Genomic DNA, 17,258 nt, shown 5'->3' with positions numbered 1-17,258 from the left:
CCATGGTTTTTCCCGTCTCCGTACGCCGCCCCGTCCCCGCGGAGGAGCAGCCGGCCGACCTCCGGGTGTGCCGGCTCCCCGGGGTGTACGCGCCCCAGGCGGACACCGGGCTCCTGGTGGAGCAGGTGCGGCGCGAGGAGCTGCGGCCCGGCGTCCGCTCGCTCGACCTGTGCACGGGTACGGGCATCGTCGCGGTCGCCGCCGCCCTGCGGGGCGCGCGGGCCACCGCCGTCGACATCTCGCGCGCCGCGATCGCCTCCTCCCGCCTCAACGCACTGCTGCACGGCTGCCGGATCCGGGCACTGCGCGGCGACCTGGACGGGCCGGTGGGGCGGGAACGCTTCGACCTCGTCACCGTGAACCCGCCGTACGTGCCCAGCGAGGACCCGCGGCTGCCCACGCGCGGCGCCCGCCGGAGCTGGGACGCCGGGTCCGACGGCCGGCTGCTCCTCGACCGGATCTGCGCGCGGGCGCCCCGCCTCCTGACGCCCTCCGGAGTGCTGCTGCTCGTCCAGTCCTCGCTCTCCGGGGTCGCCCCCACGCTCGACGCGCTCGGGCGCGCCGGGCTGCGGGCCCGGGTCGTCGAACGGCGCACCGAGCCGTTCGGGCCGGTGATGTCGGCCCGCGCCGACTGGTTCGCGGCCCGGGGCCTGGTCCCGCCGGGGACGCGCACGGAGCAGCTGGTCGCGATCCGGGCGTCCCGGTCGTGACGCGAAGCGTGCCGGTCGTGATTCGAAGCCGTGGAGCCGGGCAGTCGCGCGGTACCGACGCAAACCGAGCTGATGGGTGGTGTGTGATGTCTGCTTCCCCGAACGAGGGCGCCCCGAGGGTGAGGATTCCGGAGGACGGCGGTCCGGACGACCCGGGCGGCGCCCGGCCCCGGACGTCCCCGCCCCGGTTCCGTCCGCTCCCCGAGGGTCCGCTGCTCGTGGAGGGGCCCGCGGAGATCGTCATGCCGGACGGTTCGGTGATCCGCTGCGACCGGCCCGTCATGGCCCTGTGCACCTGCCGTCGGAGCCTGCGGGCGCCGTTCTGCGACACCAGCCACCGCCCGCGGCTCCGCAACCGCACCGGCTCGCCGAAGGCGGCCCGGGGCGTCTCGCCGACGCGGGACACGGCCGGGGAGGCGGAGGCGTCATGACCCTGCTCCCCACGGTCGTCACGGCGCCGCCGGAGGTGCCCGAGGCCCGCGGCGAGATCTCCCGCATGGTCCGGGACCGACTGCTGGAAGGCGGGCGGCTGCCCCTGGAGGCGGACATCGCGCGCTCCTCCCCGTACGGGGAGGACCTCCAGCTCGCCCTCCACCTCTGTTACGAGCTCCACTACCAGGGCTTCGCGGGCGTCCCCGACACCCTGGAATGGGATCCCGGCCTGCTCAGGGTCCGGGCCCTCATGGAGCACCGCTTCGAGAGCGCGCTGCGCCACGACTGCCGCCACCACGCGGGGGTCGACGAGGCGCTGGCCGCCCTCCTCCTGGAGCCGGTCGACGGCACGGGCGTCTCCCACTTCCTGGCCTCCTCGGGCGAGCCGTGGCACCTGCGCGAGTACGTCGCGCTGCGCTCCGTGCACCAGCTGCGGGAGGCCGATCCGCACCTGTGGGTGATCCCCCGGCTGCGCGGGCGCGCCAAGGCGGCGATGGTGGCCGTCGAGTACGACGAGTACGGCTGCGGGCGGCCCGAGCGGATGCACTCCCGGCTCTACGCGGAGCTCATGGCCGATCTGGGCCTCGACCCCTCGTACGGGCGCCACGTGGACATGGCCGGCGCCGAGGTCCTCGCGGTCTCGAACCTGATGACGATGTTCGGCCTGCACCGGAGGCTGCGCGGGGCGCTCGTGGGGCACTTCGCCGTCGTAGAGACGACGTCGCCGCCCGCCGCCGCCCGCATCGCCGCGGCGCTGCGCAGGACCGGGGCCGGACCGGCCGCGGAGCGGTACTACGAGGAGCACGTGGAGGCCGACGCCGTCCACGAGCAGGTCGTCCGCCGCGAGGTCGTCGGCGGCCTCCTCGACGACGAGCCGGACCTCGCCGACGACGTCGCCTTCGGCATCGCCGCGACCTCCTTCCTGGAGGACCGGCTCGGCGACCGGGTGCTGGACGCCTGGTCGAGGGACGAGAGCGCCCTGCGCGCGCCCCTGCCGCAGACCTCCGGGAGCGGGCCGTGAGGAACCGCGCGACCGTCGGGGACGTGCTCCTCGACGGTCTGCGGGCCTGGGGGGTGTGCCACGTCTTCGGCCGTCCCGACCCGGACGGCCCGGTGTCGGCGTGGGCGCGGGCGGACGACGACCCGTGTCTCGTGGGGGCGCGCCGCGAGGAGACGGCGGCCTTCGAGGCCGTCGGGTACGCCACGTTCTCCGGCCACGTCGGCGTCTGCGCCGCCCCGTCCGCGCCGGGCGCCGTCCGCCTCCTCCGGGGCCTGTGCGACGCGCGGCCGGACGGGGTGCCGGTGGTCGCCCTGCTCTGCGCGGACGCGGCGTGGGCGACGACGATCCCGGCCGGTGGGGACGCCGCCCCTCCCGGGCGGGGCCGGGTCTCTCCGGACCGGGCCTCTCAGGACCGGGCCTCTCAGGGCCGGATCTCTCCGGACCGGATCTCTCCGGGCCGGGGCGCGGGGCCGCGTGCCCCGTCGGCCGGTCCGTGCCCGGGCCCGGAGGATCCGCGGGCCCTCCTGGAAGCGGTGGCGGCGGCCTCCCTGGAGACCGTCACCGGGCCCGAGGAGGTGCCGGGCGCCCTCGACCGGGCCGTGCGCGCGGCGTACGCGCAGCGCGCACCGGCCGTGCTCGTCGTTCCGGCGGACGTACTGGAACAGACCTGTCCGCCTCCCGGGCACGCGCCCGGCGCGAGGCCGTCGAGCCTCGACGCCGGTGCCCCCGCGCCGGTGCCCGACGACCGCTCGCTGGAACGGGTCGCCGCGCTCCTGGAGGCGGGCGAGCGAGTGGCGATCCTGGTCGGGCTGGGCGCGGCGGGGGCCGCGCGCGAGGTCCAGGAGGTGGCGGAACGGCTCGGCGCCGGGGTGGCGAAGGCGATGCCCGGCCTGGACGCGCTCAGCGACGAACTGCCGTACGTCACGGGGGCGATCGGCCCCCTCGGCACCGGTCCCTCCTCCGATCTCGTCCAGGAGTGCGACACGCTCCTGGCCGTCGGCTCCCGCTTCCCGCAGGCGGCGTTCCTGCCGCCGTACGGGCAGGCCCGGGCGGTGCGCCTCGACAGCGGTCCCGATCCCGTGGCGTCGCGCTACCCGTACGACATCAGTCTCGTCGGCGACGCCGCCGTCACCCTGCGCCGGCTCCTGGCCCTGCTGACGCCCCGGACGGAACGCCCGTGGCAGGAGAGGGTCGCGGCGGGCGTCCGGGGCTGGCGGGCGGCGCTGGCCCGGCGCGCCGCCCTGGACGCAGATCCGGTGAACCCCGAGTACGTGGCCCGGGCGCTCGATCCGCTGCTCCCCGACGACGCGATGATCACCTGCGACGCGGGCCCCGTCGCCGCCTGGTACGCGGGGCACCTGAGGCTGCGGCAGGACATGCGGGGCGCCCTCTCGGCGCCGCTCGCCGGTCCCGGCGGCGCGGTCCCGTACGCGGTCGGCGCCAAGTTCGCCCACCCGGGCCGTCCGGCGATCGCGCTGGTGGGCGACGGCGCGCCGTGGACGGGCGGGCTCTCGGAGCTGGCGACGGCGGCGCGGTACGCGGACGAGTGGACCGATCCGCGCCTGGTGGTAGCGGTCTGGAACACCCGGGGTCCCGGCCCGTCCGGCCGGCCGTCGCCGCCCGACGCGGACCACGCCGCCTTCGCGCGCTCCCTCGGCCTGTACGGCGTCGGGGTGTCGTCCCCGGAGGAGGTGACGGACGCCTGGCGGACGGCCCTCGCGGCGGACCGGCCGACGCTGCTCGACTTCCGCACCGCGCCGACGGCGACCGGAGACGCTCCGGCCACCGTCACGGCCACGACCGGGGCCGTGGGGCGTCTCCCCCGGCCCGGCCGGCCCGTCGGCCTCAGGTCCGTGCCGCCCGGGTGCGCAGCGCACGGGCCGTGACCAGCGCCGCCCCGGTGGCCGCCGACAGCAGGAGGGGGTGCCGGGCCGCGACCGTGTACGGCGAGCGCTCGGCGGCCTCCTCCCCGAAGGAGCCCTCGGCGCCGTAGTCCCGGCCGTCGGGGCCGTCGAGGGGCTCCCACAGGTTGTGCGGGGCGGCCGGCCGCGCCCGCTCGTCGGTCTGCTGGGCGTCGTATCCGGTACGGGCGAGGTAGCGGTCCAGGAGGGCGGGGGCGAACCGGTGGGCGAGGACGGTGCCCGCCGTCGAGGCCCCCACCCGGTACTCCGCGCGGCGCGGATGCCGGGCCGCGTACACCACGGCGCGGGCCGCCACCTCCGGCTGGTAGACGGGGGCCACGGGGCGCGGGCGGCGCGGCAGGCGGGACAGGACCCAGGAGAACTGCGGGGTGTTGACGGCGGGCAGCTGGACGACGGTGACGGCCACGGCGCTGCGCTCGTGCCGGAGTTCCATCCGGACGGCGGCGGTGAAGCCGTTGATCGCGTGTTTGGCGCCGCAGTAGGCCGCCTGGAGGGGCACGGAGGCCTCGCCGAGCGCGGAGCCGACCTGGACGACGGCCCCGGAGTCGCGGGGGCGCATGCGCCGGAGCGCGGCACGCGTGCCGTTGACGAAGCCGAGGTAGGTCACGGAGGTGACCCGCGCGTACTCGTCGGGGGTGACGTCCGGGAAGCGGGCGAAGACCGAGGTGAAGGCGGCGTTCACCCAGACGTCGATGGGCCCGAGGACCTTCTCGACGCGGTCGGCGGCCTCCTCCACCCGGCTGGGCAGGGCCATGTCCACCGGCACCACGAGGGCGTGTCCGCCGGCCTCCTCGACCTCGGCGGCCGCGGCCTCCAGACCGCGGCGGCCACGGGCGAGCAGCGCGACGTTCGCGCCCTGGGCTCCGAAGGCGCGGGCGACGGCGCGGCCGACGCCGGCGCTCGCGCCGGTGACGACGACGGTCCGGCCGGCCATCGGCGGCCGCACGCGCCGGCGCTCGTGGATGACGACCAGGCCCTCCAGGAAGGTCCCCAGGGCGAGACCCGCGCGCCGGGGGCGCGGGGCGGGGGCGGGGTGAGGGGCGTGCCGGGCACGACGGACGGATGTCATCGGTGTCCTCTCGTCGGGGTGCGTGGCGCCTGCCCGGTCCGGCGGGCGGCCATGCGCGGATGGGGTTCCCCGGGTTGGGTAGACGCTGGTCCCCTCCGCAAGGGCCGTCGCGATCAGCTGCGAGAAGAGGAGCAGGCCATGAACCTCATGGAAGGCCCGCCCGCACGCCCGGAGGCGGGCGGAGCGGCATCCTCCCGGAACGGCTCGCCGCACGGCGCGCCCGCGCACGCCTCCCGCGCGCCCTCCCCCGCCCTGCCTCCCGACCACACGCAGGCGATCCTGGAGACGACGAAGGAGGTCGGGGCCGTGCTGAAGGCGTCCGGCCGCCCGTTCGCCCTGGTCGGCAGCGTGGCGGCGTACGCGCACGGCATTCCGGTCCGGCTCCAGCACGACACGGACTTCGCGATCCTGCGCGAGGACGCCGAGGTCGTGACGGAGGCCCTGCGGGAGCGCGGCGTGCGGATCGTGGACCCGCCCGAGGACTGGCTCGTCAAGGCCCGCGCGGGCGGCGAGGAGATCGACCTGATCTTCTCCCTCGCCGGGCGGCCGGTCACGGCGGAGCTCCTCGCCCGCGCCCCGACGCTGCCGGTGGACTCGGTGCACATGCCGGTGCTGGCGCCGACCGACCTCATGGTCTGCCGGCTCCTCGCGCTCTCCGAGCACCACTGCGACTTCGGCCCGCTGCTGCCGGTGGCGCGAGGGCTGCGCGAGCGGGTCGACTGGGGGCGGGTGCGCGAGGACACGGCGGGCTCGCCGATGGCGGAGGCCTTCCTGTATCTGCTCGAACTGCTGGACGTGTTGCCGCGCCGCGACGGCGCGTGAGCGGGGCGCCCCGGGCAGGTGCGGGGGCGCCCCGCCGCGGTGGGACGGCGGCGGGGCGCCCCGTGGTGCGGGGCCTGCCTTCCGGTCTCAGGAGTCCTCGGAGACCGTCCCGACGAGGTCGCCCACCTGCGAGTCGGACATCGCGCGGGCGACGTCGGCCTGGGCGATGATGCCGACGAGGACGTGCTCGTCGATGACGGGGACGCGCCGGATCTGGTGCTCGCTCATGACGCTCATCACCTGCTCGGCGCTGTCGTCCGCGCGGACGGTGACGATCTCGTTCTGGGCGAACTCCCCGGCGGTGCACTGCTGCGGGTCCTTGCCCTGGGCGACGCACTTCACGACGATGTCGCGGTCGGTGAGCATGCCCTTCAGCTTCTCGTCGGGACCACAGATCGGCAGTGCTCCGACGTGGAGCTCGGCCATCTTCCGGGCGGCGTCGACGAGGGTCTCGGAGGAACGGACGCAGGTCGCGTCCGGGGTCATGATGTCGCGTGCGGTGGTCATGGCCATCACCTGTCAGGTCGCTGGGTCTGTCGGGTCATCGGGTGGTGCACGGGATGGTCATGCACGGGGCGGTTCGTGTACGGGGTGGTCATGCCGCCTTCCCGGCACCGTCGAGGGCGTCGACGATCGCCGCGGCGAAGGCGTCGAGGTCGTCGGGCCTGCGGGAGGTGATCAGGGTGTGGCCCGCCGAGGTGTCGACCACGACCTCCCGGTCCACCCAGGTCCCGCCCGCGTTCTCCAGGTCGGGTCGGAGGGAGGGGTAGGAGGTCAGTTCGCGGTCCCGGGCCAGGCCGCTGTCCACGAGGAGCCACGGCCCGTGACAGATCGAGGCCACGGGCTTGCCGGCCTCGGCGAAGGCGGAGACGAGGCGTCGCGCCTCGTCGTCGCTCCGCAGCTGGTCGGCGTTGATGGTGCCGCCGGGCACGATCACGGCGTCGAATCCGTCCGCCGTCGCCTCCGCCAGGGTCGTGTCCGGCCGGACGACGGCTCCGGGCTCCTGGTCGGAGACGAGGGTCCGGACGGACTCGTCCTTCTGCGCGGCGACGGTGACGCGGGCGCCGTTCTCCCGCAGGACGGCCACGGGCTTCTGCAGCTCGTCCTGTTCCGTCCCGTAGTTCGTCGTGAGGACGAGAACGCTCTTCCCGTCGAGCTTTCCGTCGGTCTTTCGGTCGGACGTCACGATGCGTTTCCTCTCCGGCGTCGTTGCCCCCACCACTCCTGCGCCTCACCCGCACCGGCCGCCGCAAACCTCACATATCGCCCGCATGTTCTCGGAGGATGGGGGAAACCGCGCTGTTACCGAGTTCCCGTGCCGAGACCTACCGGCCGGGCCCCGCAGGCAGCGGAGGTGCAGCCATGGTTCCCCTTCTTCTCCTCCTTCTCGTGATCCTGGTGCTGTTCGGCGCGGGATTCGCCCTCGATGTGCTCTGGTGGATCGCCATCGCCCTGCTCGTGGTGTGGGTGCTCGGCTTCGTGCTGAGGAGCGGCAGCGGCCGTTGGTACCGCTGGTGAGCGGACCCGCGATCCCGAGACGCCACCGCCGCCCCGGAACTCTCCGGGGCGGCGGTGCGTGGTTCCGGGCCGGAGCCCTCGCCTCACCCGTCCGTCCGTGTCTCCACCCTCCGGCGCTTCGCCCGGCGAAGGGCCAGGAGCAGTGCCGTGACCAGGGTCAGGACCCACACGGAGGCGAACGCCCAGATGAGTCCCGGGGCCTCGGTGTCGACCGCGAGGACGAGCAGGGCGAGGGTCATGGCGCCGAGCGCCACGAGGCCGAGGGAGGGCAGGCGGCGGTGGATCCCGGCGAGCGAGGGCACGGGCAGGCGCGGGGTCCGTCGCATCGTGCGCAGACGGCGCGCGAGCGACGCGTCCTGGTTCAGTTGCTCCTCGATCTCCGCCAGAACGCGCCGCTCGTGCGCCGAGAGCCGGGCCTCGTCCATCGCGGACACCTCCTCCCGATCCCTGCGCGCCGACGTGAGCGCGTCATGCCTCTGCGTGTTCCCCGGCTATTCGTGTCAAACCGCCTCAAAAAGGGCATCCTTTCCTCAGGACGCTCGAACGACGGACCCCGTCGCCGGTCTTTCCCGCCACGACGCAGGCCCATCGCCCCCCGTCGAAGGAGCCCTCATGTCCACCGTTGGAGAACGCTCCGACACCCTGCTCGCCACCGCCGGACCCGCCCCCGACACCACGGGGGCCGCCACCCGCCGGGCGGCGCTCGACGGGCTGCCCGAGCCCGCGTGTCCGACCGCCGTCTCCACGGACGACGCCCGGACCCTGTCCGTCGCGCTGTTCTCCCGGCTCCGGGCCCTGGAGGAGGGGACCCCGGAGTACGCGTACGTCCGCAACACCCTGGTCGAGCTCAACCTCAGCCTCGTCAAGTTCGCCGCCCGGAGGTTCCGGAACCGCGCCGAGCCCGTCGAGGACATCGTCCAGGTCGGCACGATCGGCCTGATCAAGGCGATCGACCGCTTCGATCCCGACCGCACCGTCGACTTCTCCGCCTTCGCGCTCCCCACCATCGTCGGTGAGATGAAGCGGTTCTTCCGGGACACCAGCTGGGCCGTACGGGTCCCGCGCCGGCTCCAGGAGCTGCGGATCGACCTCGCGAAGGCGGCCGACGCCCTGGAACAGGACCTCGGGCGCCGCCCCACCCGGGCGGAGCTGGCCGCCCGGCTGCACCTCACGGAGGAGGAGGTCTCCGAGGGCCAGCTCGCGGCCCACGGCTACGCGGCCCGGTCCCTGGACATCCCCGCCGGCGACGAGGAAGCCGCGCCCGGCGCGGGCGCCCGCCACCTGGCCAGCGCGGAACCCTCGTACGAGCTGATCGAGTCGCTGACGGCACTGCGGCCGCTGCTCGCCCGCCTCGACGACCGCGACCGGCGCATCCTGGAGCTCCGCTTCGGCGAGGAGCTCACCCAGGCGGAGATAGGCCACCGGATCGGCCTCTCCCAGATGCACGTCTCGCGTCTGCTCACGCGCATCCTCGGCGAACTCAGGGACGGCCTCCTCCGTGACGACGCCGCGGCGGACGGCCCGGACGACTGACCGCCCGTCCCGCGCTCGCCCCGGAATCGGCCGACCGCCCGGAGAATGGGTGCCGGTATCCGGGGCAGCCGCCGTCACGTGGCGAAGCAGCAGCACGAGGACGACGGACCCGACCGCTCCCAGGTACCGCCCGAGGAGTCGGTGGACGAGGTCGCGACCAGGATCCGCAAGGAGGTCGGGGAGGCGGGCCGGCGTCTGCGCCGCGACGCGGTGCGGTTCGAGAAGGGGCCGCCGCCCGACCAGGGGAACGAGGACGGAGCCCGGCACGTCTAGACGTGCCGGGCTCCGTCCGTACGTGGTGCCGCCGCGGGCCCGCACGTAGCGCCGCCACGGGCCCGTACGCGGTGCCCCACGGACTCGTTCGCGAGGCCGTCACGGGCTCCTCGCCGCCCGGGGGCTTCCGTACGTGCCGGTCCCGGCGCACCGCCGACCCCGCCGCACTCGACCCGGACCGGATCGAGGCCACGCGGGCTCGCTCGGGTCACGCATCGCTCGGGTCACGCGGGGACGGCTCGGGTCATACGGGGACGGGGCCGTCCGGGGCCTCCGTCGCGGGCGGCGGGGCGGCGGGCGTACGCGGCGGGGGCGCGGCGCGCTCCGGCCCGGCCGGCCGGACCGGGTGCCGGGCCGGCTGGTGGACGATGCGGAAGCGGTGGTGCTCCCGGCCGAGCACCCGCCCGGTGGCGTCGGTGAAGCGGCCCGTGACCTCGTAGACGCCGCAGTTGCCGCGACCGACGGGCAGCCGTTCGGGTGGCAGGTGGACCTCGTACGGCCCGCCCGCCCGGTATCCGCCGAGCGTGGTCCTGGTGGTGCCGATCACTCTTCCGGCGTATCTGCGGGTCTCCTCGAAGACCAGCCCGTCGACCGCCTCGCCCACCCGGAAGGCGAGGGCGATGCTGATCGTCCCGCCCTCCGGAAGCTCGACGGGGTCGCCGTCCCCGTCCAGGGGCAGCACGGCCGTCCCCCGCTCCTCCTGGGCCAGGCTCACGCGCGTCAGCTCGAAGGGTGTCATGACGTTCTCACGTCCTCTCGGTGGTGTCCGGGCGGACGATGGCGACGGGACAGGGCGCGTGCAGGGCGCACTGCTGGCTGACGGAGCCCAGGAGGAGGCTGGTGAACCCGCCGCGGCCCCTGCTGCCCACCACGAGGAGCTCCGCGCCCGACGCCGCCTCCGTCAGGACCTCGGCCGGGTTGCCGCGCACCACGTGCTCGCGCAGCCGCACGCCCTCGGCCCCGACGAGGACGGTCTGGATCTCGTCGGCCAGCGCCCGCTCCGCCTGGGTCCCGTCGAAGCCCGCGTCCACCGGCGGGGCCGACCAGCCCGCGATCCCGGGCAGCTCGTACGCCGCCACCGCGTCCACGGCGGCCCCGATCAGCCGGGCGTGGCGCACCGCCCATCGCAGCGCCTCGTAGGAGGCCGGAGACCCGTCGATCCCGACCACCAGACGGCGGCCCCGCCCTTTGACGTCCATGCTCGGCTCCCTCCTGCACCCCGGCGGCTACCCCGGGCGCGGAGCCGTAGACGCCGCGACGGAACGGACACGCTCCGGATGTCATAAACGGTATAAAAGGGGCAGAAGTGAAGTAGGGGCCGGTGAAGCGGGAGCTTCCGGCCGGGGAGGCATCGGCGTCAGAGGTGCCCGGCGTCACAGGTGTCCGGATTCACGCGCGAGGAGACGGGTGAGCCCCATGGAGGCTGCGAGCCGAACGGAAGGGGCCAGGGCCTCACGGGAGGACCGTCTCCTGGTGGTGAGCCGGCACGGCGGACATCCCGGGACCGTCGTCCTGACGCTCGAAGGCGAACTCGACCACGACACCGTGAAACCCCTCCGGGCGGCCTTGCAGCAGAGCACCGGCGCCGTGCGCGTCGTCGTCGACTGCGCGGGGCTGCGGTTCTGCGACTCGACCGGTCTGAACGTGCTCCTACGGACGCGGCTGCGGCTGCTCACCGAGGGAGGGCGGGTGGATCTGGCCGGGCTGCGGCCGCCGGTGCGCCGCATCTTCGAGATCACCGGGGCGCTGAACGTCTTCCGGGTGTACGACGACGCCGACGCCGCCCTCGCGGAGAGCGGCGCCGGGAGCTGACGCGGGAGAACGGCTCGGGGAAGATTCCGCGCCGCGCGATTCGGCGGGTGGGACCGGGGAAGCAGCCCGTCATGACCGGCCCACACATCCGGCATGGGACCACTCGTACCCGCCGTTACGAGCTGGCGGAGGGTGACGGAGTGGTACGGGAGTGCCGCGACCACGCCCAGCGGGCCCTGAGCGAATGGTTCGGAGCCGCCGGGGAGCCCGGGCAGGTCGCCGTCGAGGACGCCCTGCTGCTGGTCTCCGAGGTCGTCACCAACGCCTTCACCCACGGTGGCGTCCCGTACGAGCTGCGGCTCGACGGCATCGACGGCCGGCTGTGGGTGCAGGTCAGCGACACGAACCCGGTACGGCCCCGGCCCCACGGGCGGCACCACGCCGACCACCCCTCCGGCCACGGCCTCTACCTCCTGGAGCGGCTGGCGGCGGCCTGGGGCTGCGTCCCCCGGGCCCGCGGCAAGGCCGTCTGGTTCGAGGTGGAGGTGACGGCACCGACCGAGACGCCCCACTCGGCCTAGAGTGGAGGAACGACGCGGGACCCGCCTGCACTCCGTGCCCGGGTCCGGTTCACTCACCCTGTGCGAGGTCGTTCATGACAGAGCACGGTTCCACGCCGAACGGGGCGGTGCCGCAGACGGAACTCGGCGAGGACGGCCTCGGGCAGCTGCTCGCCGGGCTGACCGCCGTACGGGAGGGTGACCTGTCGGTCCGGCTCCCCGTCGCCGCGGACGGCATCCTCGGCGAGATCGCCGGCGTCTACAACGACATGGTCGGCCACCTCTCGCTGGTCACCTCCGAGGTCACCCGGGTCGCCGACGAGGTCGGCGCCCAGGGGCTGCTCGGCGGCCGGATCCGCGAACCCCGCTCGCGCGGGGTGTGGCGCGAGCTCACCTCCGGCGTCAACACGATGGCCGACAACCTCACCTCCCAGGTCCGGTCCATCGCGCAGGTCGCCACGGCCGTCGCCGGCGGCGACCTCACGCGGAAGATCCGGGTGGACGCGCGCGGCGAGATCCTGGAGCTGAAGGAGACCATCAACACGATGGTCGACCGGCTGTCCTCGTTCGCCGAGGAGGTCACCCGGGTCGCCCGCGAGGTCGGCACGGAGGGCAAACTCGGCGGCCAGGCCCAGGTGCACGGCGTCTCCGGCACCTGGAAGGACCTCACCGACAACGTCAACTCCATGGCCGACAACCTCACCAACCAGGTGCGGAACATCGCCCAGGTCACCACCGCCGTCGCCCAGGGCGACCTGACCAGCCGGATCGACGTCTCGGCGCGCGGCGAGATCCTCGAACTCAAGACCACCATCAACACGATGGTCGACCAGCTGTCCTCCTTCGCCGCCGAGGTCACCCGGGTCGCTCGCGAGGTCGGCACGGAGGGCAAACTCGGCGGCCAGGCCGAGGTGGAGGGCGTCTCCGGCACCTGGAAGCGGCTCACCGAGAACGTCAACGAGCTCGCCGGGAACCTGACCCGCCAGGTGCGCGCCATCGCCGAGGTCACCAGCGCCGTCGCCGAGGGCGACCTGACGCGGTCGATCACCGTCGACGCACCCGGAGAGGTCAGGGACCTCCGCGACAACATCAACTCGATGGTCGAGTCGCTGCGCGCCACGACCCGTGCCAACGAGGAACAGGACTGGCTCCAGACCACGCTCGCCCGGACCACGGGCCTGCTGCAGGGCACCCGGAGCCTCCCCGAGATCGCCGAGCTGATCATGGCCGAGGTGCCGCCGCTGGTCGGCGCCCAGTACGGGGCCTTCTTCCTCGCGGGGGAGGACGAGAAGGGCACCGAACTCGTCATGACCGCTTCCTACGGCTCCCCGGACGACCCGGGCTCCCCACCGCGTCGCTTCCGGCTCGGACAGTCCCTCGTCGGGCAGGCCGCCCGGGACCGGCGCGCCCTCGTGGTCGAGCACGTGCCCCCCGGGTACGCCACCATCGCCTCCGGGGTGGGCGCGGGCGATCCGGGCATGCTGGTCGTCCTGCCCCTCGTGGTCGAGGAACAGGTGCTCGGCGCCGTCGAGTTCGCCTCGCTGCACCCCTTCTCGCCCCTGCGGCGGGAGTTCCTCGACCGGTTCGCCGTCAGCGCGGGAGCCGTCCTCAGCTCCCTGGTCGCCAACCTCCGCACCGACGAACTCCTCGGGCAGTACCGCAAGCTCGCCGACGAACTCAGCTTCCGGTCCAAGGAGCTGCAGACGGGACAGCAGGAACTCCAGCGGTCCAACGCCGAGTTGCAGGAGAAGGCAGCGCTCCTCGCGGAGCGCAACAAGGACATCGAGTCGAAGAACCTCGTCATCGAGCAGGCCCGCCAGGAACTGGAGGCCCGGGCCCAGCAGCTGTCCCGCACCTCCATGTACAAGTCCGAGTTCCTCGCGAACATGAGCCACGAGCTGCGCACCCCGCTCAACAGCCTGCTCATCCTCGCGCGGCTGCTCGCCCAGAACGCCGAGGGGAACCTGACGGGGAAGCAGGTCGACTACGCCGAGGTCATCCACTCGGCCGGCTCCGACCTCCTCCAGCTGATCAACGACATCCTCGACCTGTCGAAGGTCGAGGCCGGCAAGATGGACCTCCGGCGGGAGCCGTTCCACCTGAGCCAGCTGGTGGAGTACCTGGAGGCGACCTTCGGGCCGGTCGCCGACGAGCGCCACCTCCGGTTCACCGTCACCCTGGCGGACGACCTGCCGGAGTCGCTGAACAGCGACGAGGCGCGCATCCGCCAGATCCTGCGCAACCTGCTCTCCAACGCGCTGAAGTTCACCGAGGAGGGCGGCGTCTCGCTCGCCGTCGAGCACGCGTCCTCCGCCGAGACCCCGCCGCCCCTGGCCGGGGCCGGGCAGGTCCTCGCCTTCCGGGTCACCGACACCGGCATCGGCATCCCCGTCGAGCAGCTCCAACACGTCTTCGAGGCCTTCCAGCAGGGCGACGGCACGGCCGCCCGGCGGTACGGGGGCACCGGACTCGGACTGTCGATCAGCCGGGAGGTGGCCGGCCTCCTCGGCGGGGCCATCGAGGCGCGGAGCGTCGCGGGCCGCGGCAGCACCTTCACCTTCTACCTGCCGGTGCCCCGCCCCGCGGAGCTCGCCGCGGCCGGCGCGGCCTCCACCGCGCGGGCGCGGACCGTCCCCGCCTCCTCCCCCACTGTCCGGACGGACGCCGTCCACCCGGACGGAAGGGGCTCCCCGGACGGGTCGGCGGGCCGGACGGTGCTCGTGGTGGACGACGACGCGCGCAACGTGTTCGCCCTCACCGCCGTCCTCGAAGGGCGCGGCCTCCACGTCCTCACGGCCGACGGCGGCCGGGCCGGTCTCGACGTGCTCGCCGCGCACGACGAGGTCGCGCTCGTGCTGATGGACGTCATGATGGCCGGGATGGACGGCTACTCGGCCATCAAGGCCATCAGGCGGATGCCGGACCGCGCGGGCCTCCCCGTCATCGTGGTCACCGCGAAGGCGATGCCGGGCGACCGCGCCCAGGCCCTGGCGGCGGGGGCCGACGACTACGTGTCGAAGCCGGTCGACGAGGAGGAACTGATCGGCAAGATCCGCGACTGGCTCACCGGCTGAGGCGGGGACACAACCACCCGCGGGCGCGCCCACCGGCGCAGGGAAGCCGGAAGCCCGGACGGCGAGCGCCGACGGACCGGCCGCAGGCCCCCCCGGACGGCGGGCCTCGACGAACCGGCCGCAGGCCCCCGGACGGCGGGCGTCAGCGGGCCGGCGGTCGGGCCCGGACCCGTACGGCGACGATGCTGGTGTCGTCGTCGGTGTCCCCGGCCGCCGTGGCGAGCAGGGCGTCGACGAGGGTGTCCGGCGCGTGGCCCGCGAGCCGCTCCGCCTCGGCGGCGAGCCGCGCCACGCCCTCGTCGAGGCCGTCGTGGCGGCGCTCGATCAGCCCGTCGGTGTACAGCAGCAGGGTGTCCCCGGGGCGCAGCCCGATCCGCTGCTCGTGGTAGGCGTACGAGGGCACCGCGCCGAGCAGCAGGTCCCGGGGCGGTTCGAGCAGCCGTGCCCGGCCGTCCCTGAGCAGCACCATCGGCAGGTGCCCGGCGCTCGTCCAGAGCAGGCCGCGGTCCTCGGGGTCGTACAGGGCGCAGACGGCGGTCGCCGTGACGCCGCCGCTCGTGCGCAGGGTCACCTCGTTGAGCCACTCCATCAGCCGCCGGGGCGAGCGGCCGGTGAAGGCGAGCGCGCGCTGGGCGTTGTGGAGCGCCACCATGCCGGTGACGGCGTCGATGCCGTGGCCCGCGATGTCGCCGACGGCCAGGAGGATCCTGCCGTCGGGCAGCGCGAGCACGTCGTACCAGTCGCCGCCGACCCGGTACTCCTCCGCCGCCGGCCGGTACCGGGCGGCCACCACCAGGTCCCCGGGCATCTCCTGGAGCCCGGGGACCTCGGGCACGATCGCCTGCTGGAGCTGGAGCGCCAGCTGGTGGCGCAGTTCCGCCTGGCCGTGCAGGGCGGTGAGGTGGTCGAAGGTCGCGGTGAGCGCGGCCTCGGTCCTGCGGCTGTCCGACACGTCCTGGTACACCCCGGCGAGGCCGGTGACGGTGCCCTCCGCGATGAGCGGCTCGGCCGCCACGCGCACATGGCGCACGGTCCCGTCGGGGAGCACGATCCGCAGGACCGTCTGCCCGCCCGTCTGCCGTTCGGTCACCGTCGCCACCAGGTCGGCGAGGGCCTCCCGGTCGTCCGGGCGCACCCGGTCGCGCAGCTCCGCGAGCGGCACCGGCGGCTCGTCCCGCGCCATGCCGAAGATGCCGTACGCCTCCGGCGACCACACCGTCCCGCCGCCGGTCAGGCTGTCCTGGAAGGGTGCCGTGTTCTGCAGCCGGGCGACCGCCCGGGCCGCGGCGAGCCCGGTCGCGCCCACGGTGTGCCACATCACCACGGCGTGCTTCCCGCCGGCCGGCAGCACCCGCACGTCGAGGAGCGGCGGCGGGTCCCCGGGCGCGGCGGACAGCGGCAGGCGGGCGGCCCGCTGGGTGCGCGCGGTGCCGGTGGCGCGTCGCGCCATGCGCGCCAGGTCGGCGTGGACGAGGGGGAAGGCGCGCGCCAGGGCGGTGTCCCTCCCCGAGGCGGTGCCGCCGAGCGCGCCGGCTCCCTCCTCGTTGAGGTGCTCCACGATCGGCTCGCCCGCCGTGTCGGGCACGGCGAGCAGCATCGCCGGCCGGGCGAGGGAGTCGAGCACGTCGACGAGGACGGGGGCGGCGGCCGACGGCGATCCGGCGGTGTCGAGCACGGTGCCCGCCACGCCCACGAGCCCGGTGACGGCCCGGCGGGCCGTCGCGTCGAGCGTCGTCGGGCCCGGCCAGCCGACGAGCGCGAGGCCGACGGTCCTGTCGCGCCGGCGCAGCGGGAGCAGGGCGCGGGCGGCGCGGGCGGTGGGTCCGGGCAGGGGTTCACCGGCGGGCGGGCCCTCCTCCAGCCAGAGCGGGATGTTCTCGGCGAGGACGGCACGGAACGCCTCGGGGGCGGCGGGCGGGATCCACTGCCAGGCGGCGGCCTCGGCGGCTCCCGCGCCCGCGGAGCCGACGAGCCGCAGACAGCCGCTGTCGACGCGCTGCCACAGCCAGAGGCTGTCCGCGCCGAGCGGGGCGAGGCCCTCCTCCAGGAGGGTGCGTGCCGCCTCGCCGACCGTGTCGGCGGTCTCCGCGGCGGCGGCCGCCCGGCGGGCCCGGCGCTCCTCCACGGGCCGCCCGTCCTCGGGTGCGGGGCCGTCGCTCTCCGGAGGGACGGTGACGGCGGACCCGTCGCCCGCGGCCGCGTTCACGATGTCCGCGGCGAGGTCCTCCGCGGACAGGCCGGTCGCCTGCGCGAGGGCGGAGAGGTGCTCGGCCGCTTCGCAGGGGGGCAGCCGCAGCTGGGCGGTGAGCGCGCCGGCGGCGAGGTCGAGCAGGTGGCGTCGGGCGAGCTGGTCGCGCAGCCAGCGGTTCTCGGCGGCGAGGGCGGGGAAGCCTCGGTCCGCACGGGCGGCGGACGGGGATCCCGTGGGTTCTGCGGAACCGGTCAAGTGGACCTCCGTCCCGCCTGGGTGCGGGCGTGCGGAGTCTGTGGGTGGATCCGTTCCGGATTCTACTCGCGCGTTCGCGTCCGTGGCCGCTCGCGGGCGGCGGGTTCAGGCGGTGAAGGCCTCGATGAGCACGTCGCGGGTCATGGT

Annotated in this window: 18 protein-coding genes; 11 read left to right on the top strand and 7 right to left on the bottom strand. The window is 74.9% G+C overall.

Annotation, left to right across the window (positions count from 1 at the left end):
* Positions 1-2 precede the first annotated feature (2 nt).
* From ACIGW4_RS13510 to ACIGW4_RS13495, 4 genes are all read left to right on the top strand, one after another.
* Positions 3-710, top strand: a complete 708-nt coding sequence (locus tag ACIGW4_RS13510) for a HemK2/MTQ2 family protein methyltransferase (RefSeq protein ID WP_399580296.1) — start codon at positions 3-5, stop codon at positions 708-710.
* 86 nt (positions 711-796) lie between these two features.
* Entirely contained in the window at positions 797-1,141 is a 345-nt protein-coding gene (locus ACIGW4_RS13505) for a CDGSH iron-sulfur domain-containing protein (RefSeq protein ID WP_398709255.1), read from the top strand.
* The gene (locus ACIGW4_RS13500) at positions 1,138-2,163 is read left to right on the top strand and encodes an iron-containing redox enzyme family protein (protein WP_398709257.1); all 1,026 of its coding nucleotides are present in this window, start codon (positions 1,138-1,140) and stop codon (positions 2,161-2,163) included. The genes ACIGW4_RS13505 and ACIGW4_RS13500 overlap by 4 nt, the downstream gene beginning before the upstream one ends.
* Positions 2,160-4,028, top strand: a complete 1,869-nt coding sequence (locus ACIGW4_RS13495; RefSeq protein ID WP_399580293.1) for a thiamine pyrophosphate-dependent enzyme — start codon at positions 2,160-2,162, stop codon at positions 4,026-4,028. Before ACIGW4_RS13500 ends, ACIGW4_RS13495 begins: the two co-directional genes overlap by 4 nt.
* Here the strand turns inward: ACIGW4_RS13495 and ACIGW4_RS13490 are convergent.
* Positions 3,988-4,998 (bottom strand): SDR family oxidoreductase, encoded by a 1,011-nt coding sequence (locus ACIGW4_RS13490; protein ID WP_399580386.1) that lies wholly within the window; start codon positions 4,996-4,998, stop codon positions 3,988-3,990. The genes ACIGW4_RS13495 and ACIGW4_RS13490 overlap by 41 nt on opposite strands.
* A gap of 273 nt (positions 4,999-5,271) precedes the next feature.
* Between ACIGW4_RS13490 and ACIGW4_RS13485 the strand changes: the two genes are divergently transcribed.
* Positions 5,272-5,955 (top strand): nucleotidyltransferase family protein, encoded by a 684-nt coding sequence (locus tag ACIGW4_RS13485; RefSeq protein ID WP_398709260.1) that lies wholly within the window; start codon positions 5,272-5,274, stop codon positions 5,953-5,955.
* 87 nt (positions 5,956-6,042) lie between these two features.
* Here the strand turns inward: ACIGW4_RS13485 and ACIGW4_RS13480 are convergent, their stop codons facing one another.
* Positions 6,043-6,462 carry a CBS domain-containing protein gene (locus ACIGW4_RS13480; protein ID WP_123456426.1) on the bottom strand — a complete coding sequence of 140 codons (420 nt, stop codon included), beginning with the start codon at positions 6,460-6,462 and terminating at the stop codon, positions 6,043-6,045.
* Positions 6,463-6,550: 88 nt separating this feature from the next.
* Positions 6,551-7,141: a type 1 glutamine amidotransferase domain-containing protein gene (locus ACIGW4_RS13475; RefSeq protein ID WP_123456425.1), complete on the bottom strand. Its 591-nt coding sequence runs from the start codon at positions 7,139-7,141 to the stop codon at positions 6,551-6,553.
* A gap of 176 nt (positions 7,142-7,317) precedes the next feature.
* Between ACIGW4_RS13475 and ACIGW4_RS13470 the strand changes: the two genes are divergently transcribed.
* Positions 7,318-7,473 (top strand): hydrophobic protein, encoded by a 156-nt coding sequence (locus ACIGW4_RS13470; RefSeq protein WP_123456424.1) that lies wholly within the window; start codon positions 7,318-7,320, stop codon positions 7,471-7,473.
* A gap of 83 nt (positions 7,474-7,556) precedes the next feature.
* Here the strand turns inward: ACIGW4_RS13470 and ACIGW4_RS13465 are convergent, their stop codons facing one another.
* Complete coding sequence (locus ACIGW4_RS13465; RefSeq protein ID WP_399580384.1) at positions 7,557-7,898, bottom strand: DUF3040 domain-containing protein; 342 nt, start codon at positions 7,896-7,898, stop codon at positions 7,557-7,559.
* 187 nt (positions 7,899-8,085) lie between these two features.
* On the opposite strand from ACIGW4_RS13465, the gene ACIGW4_RS13460 reads away from it, so the two are divergent.
* The gene (locus tag ACIGW4_RS13460; protein WP_399580289.1) at positions 8,086-9,006 is read left to right on the top strand and encodes a SigB/SigF/SigG family RNA polymerase sigma factor; all 921 of its coding nucleotides are present in this window, start codon (positions 8,086-8,088) and stop codon (positions 9,004-9,006) included.
* A 78-nt stretch (positions 9,007-9,084) separates the two neighbouring features.
* Positions 9,085-9,279 carry a hypothetical protein gene (locus tag ACIGW4_RS13455; RefSeq protein WP_123456421.1) on the top strand — a complete coding sequence of 65 codons (195 nt, stop codon included), beginning with the start codon at positions 9,085-9,087 and terminating at the stop codon, positions 9,277-9,279.
* Positions 9,280-9,523: 244 nt separating this feature from the next.
* Here ACIGW4_RS13455 and ACIGW4_RS13450 read toward each other — a convergent pair whose 3' ends face one another.
* Positions 9,524-10,018, bottom strand: coding sequence for a hypothetical protein (locus ACIGW4_RS13450; protein ID WP_399580286.1), 495 nt, complete (start codon positions 10,016-10,018; stop codon positions 9,524-9,526).
* 7 nt (positions 10,019-10,025) lie between these two features.
* Positions 10,026-10,478 (bottom strand): universal stress protein, encoded by a 453-nt coding sequence (locus tag ACIGW4_RS13445; RefSeq protein WP_399580284.1) that lies wholly within the window; start codon positions 10,476-10,478, stop codon positions 10,026-10,028.
* A gap of 274 nt (positions 10,479-10,752) precedes the next feature.
* Here ACIGW4_RS13445 and ACIGW4_RS13440 point away from each other — a divergent pair, with 274 nt between their 5' ends.
* The 3 genes from ACIGW4_RS13440 to ACIGW4_RS13430 all read left to right on the top strand — a co-directional run bounded on the left by ACIGW4_RS13440 (position 10,753) and on the right by ACIGW4_RS13430 (position 14,665).
* Positions 10,753-11,091: an STAS domain-containing protein gene (locus ACIGW4_RS13440; RefSeq protein ID WP_398709272.1), complete on the top strand. Its 339-nt coding sequence runs from the start codon at positions 10,753-10,755 to the stop codon at positions 11,089-11,091.
* Positions 11,092-11,162: 71 nt separating this feature from the next.
* Positions 11,163-11,612 carry an ATP-binding protein gene (locus ACIGW4_RS13435; protein ID WP_398709274.1) on the top strand — a complete coding sequence of 150 codons (450 nt, stop codon included), beginning with the start codon at positions 11,163-11,165 and terminating at the stop codon, positions 11,610-11,612.
* A 74-nt stretch (positions 11,613-11,686) separates the two neighbouring features.
* On the top strand, positions 11,687-14,665 hold the full coding sequence (locus ACIGW4_RS13430) for a HAMP domain-containing protein (protein WP_399580281.1): 2,979 nt from the start codon (positions 11,687-11,689) through the stop codon (positions 14,663-14,665).
* Positions 14,666-14,807: 142 nt separating this feature from the next.
* Here the strand turns inward: ACIGW4_RS13430 and ACIGW4_RS13425 are convergent, their stop codons facing one another.
* Positions 14,808-17,111, bottom strand: coding sequence for a PP2C family protein-serine/threonine phosphatase (locus ACIGW4_RS13425; RefSeq protein WP_399580279.1), 2,304 nt, complete (start codon positions 17,109-17,111; stop codon positions 14,808-14,810).
* Positions 17,112-17,258 lie beyond the last annotated feature (147 nt).

The organism is Streptomyces sp. NPDC053513 (assembly GCF_044544765.1).
Classification (GTDB): Bacteria; Actinomycetota; Actinomycetes; order Streptomycetales; family Streptomycetaceae; genus Streptomyces; species Streptomyces litmocidini.
This window is presented reverse-complemented; position numbering and strand designations above follow the sequence as displayed.

Excerpts from the sequence above, each read along its gene's own strand:
- ACIGW4_RS13500 (WP_398709257.1), top strand. The coding sequence starts at position 1,138 with ATGACCCTGCTCCCCACGGTCGTCACGGCGCCGCCGGAGGTGCCCGAG.
- ACIGW4_RS13505 (WP_398709255.1), top strand. The coding sequence starts at position 797 with ATGTCTGCTTCCCCGAACGAGGGCGCCCCGAGGGTGAGGATTCCGGAG.
- ACIGW4_RS13430 (WP_399580281.1), top strand. The coding sequence starts at position 11,687 with ATGACAGAGCACGGTTCCACGCCGAACGGGGCGGTGCCGCAGACGGAA.
- ACIGW4_RS13445 (WP_399580284.1), bottom strand. The coding sequence starts at position 10,478 with ATGGACGTCAAAGGGCGGGGCCGCCGTCTGGTGGTCGGGATCGACGGG.
- ACIGW4_RS13435 (WP_398709274.1), top strand. The coding sequence starts at position 11,163 with ATGACCGGCCCACACATCCGGCATGGGACCACTCGTACCCGCCGTTAC.
- ACIGW4_RS13450 (WP_399580286.1), bottom strand. The coding sequence starts at position 10,018 with ATGACACCCTTCGAGCTGACGCGCGTGAGCCTGGCCCAGGAGGAGCGG.
- ACIGW4_RS13485 (WP_398709260.1), top strand. The coding sequence starts at position 5,272 with ATGAACCTCATGGAAGGCCCGCCCGCACGCCCGGAGGCGGGCGGAGCG.
- ACIGW4_RS13510 (WP_399580296.1), top strand. The coding sequence starts at position 3 with ATGGTTTTTCCCGTCTCCGTACGCCGCCCCGTCCCCGCGGAGGAGCAG.
- ACIGW4_RS13460 (WP_399580289.1), top strand. The coding sequence starts at position 8,086 with ATGTCCACCGTTGGAGAACGCTCCGACACCCTGCTCGCCACCGCCGGA.
- ACIGW4_RS13490 (WP_399580386.1), bottom strand. The coding sequence starts at position 4,998 with ATGGCCGGCCGGACCGTCGTCGTCACCGGCGCGAGCGCCGGCGTCGGC.
- ACIGW4_RS13465 (WP_399580384.1), bottom strand. The coding sequence starts at position 7,898 with ATGGACGAGGCCCGGCTCTCGGCGCACGAGCGGCGCGTTCTGGCGGAG.
- ACIGW4_RS13470 (WP_123456424.1), top strand. The coding sequence starts at position 7,318 with ATGGTTCCCCTTCTTCTCCTCCTTCTCGTGATCCTGGTGCTGTTCGGC.
- ACIGW4_RS13480 (WP_123456426.1), bottom strand. The coding sequence starts at position 6,462 with ATGACCACCGCACGCGACATCATGACCCCGGACGCGACCTGCGTCCGT.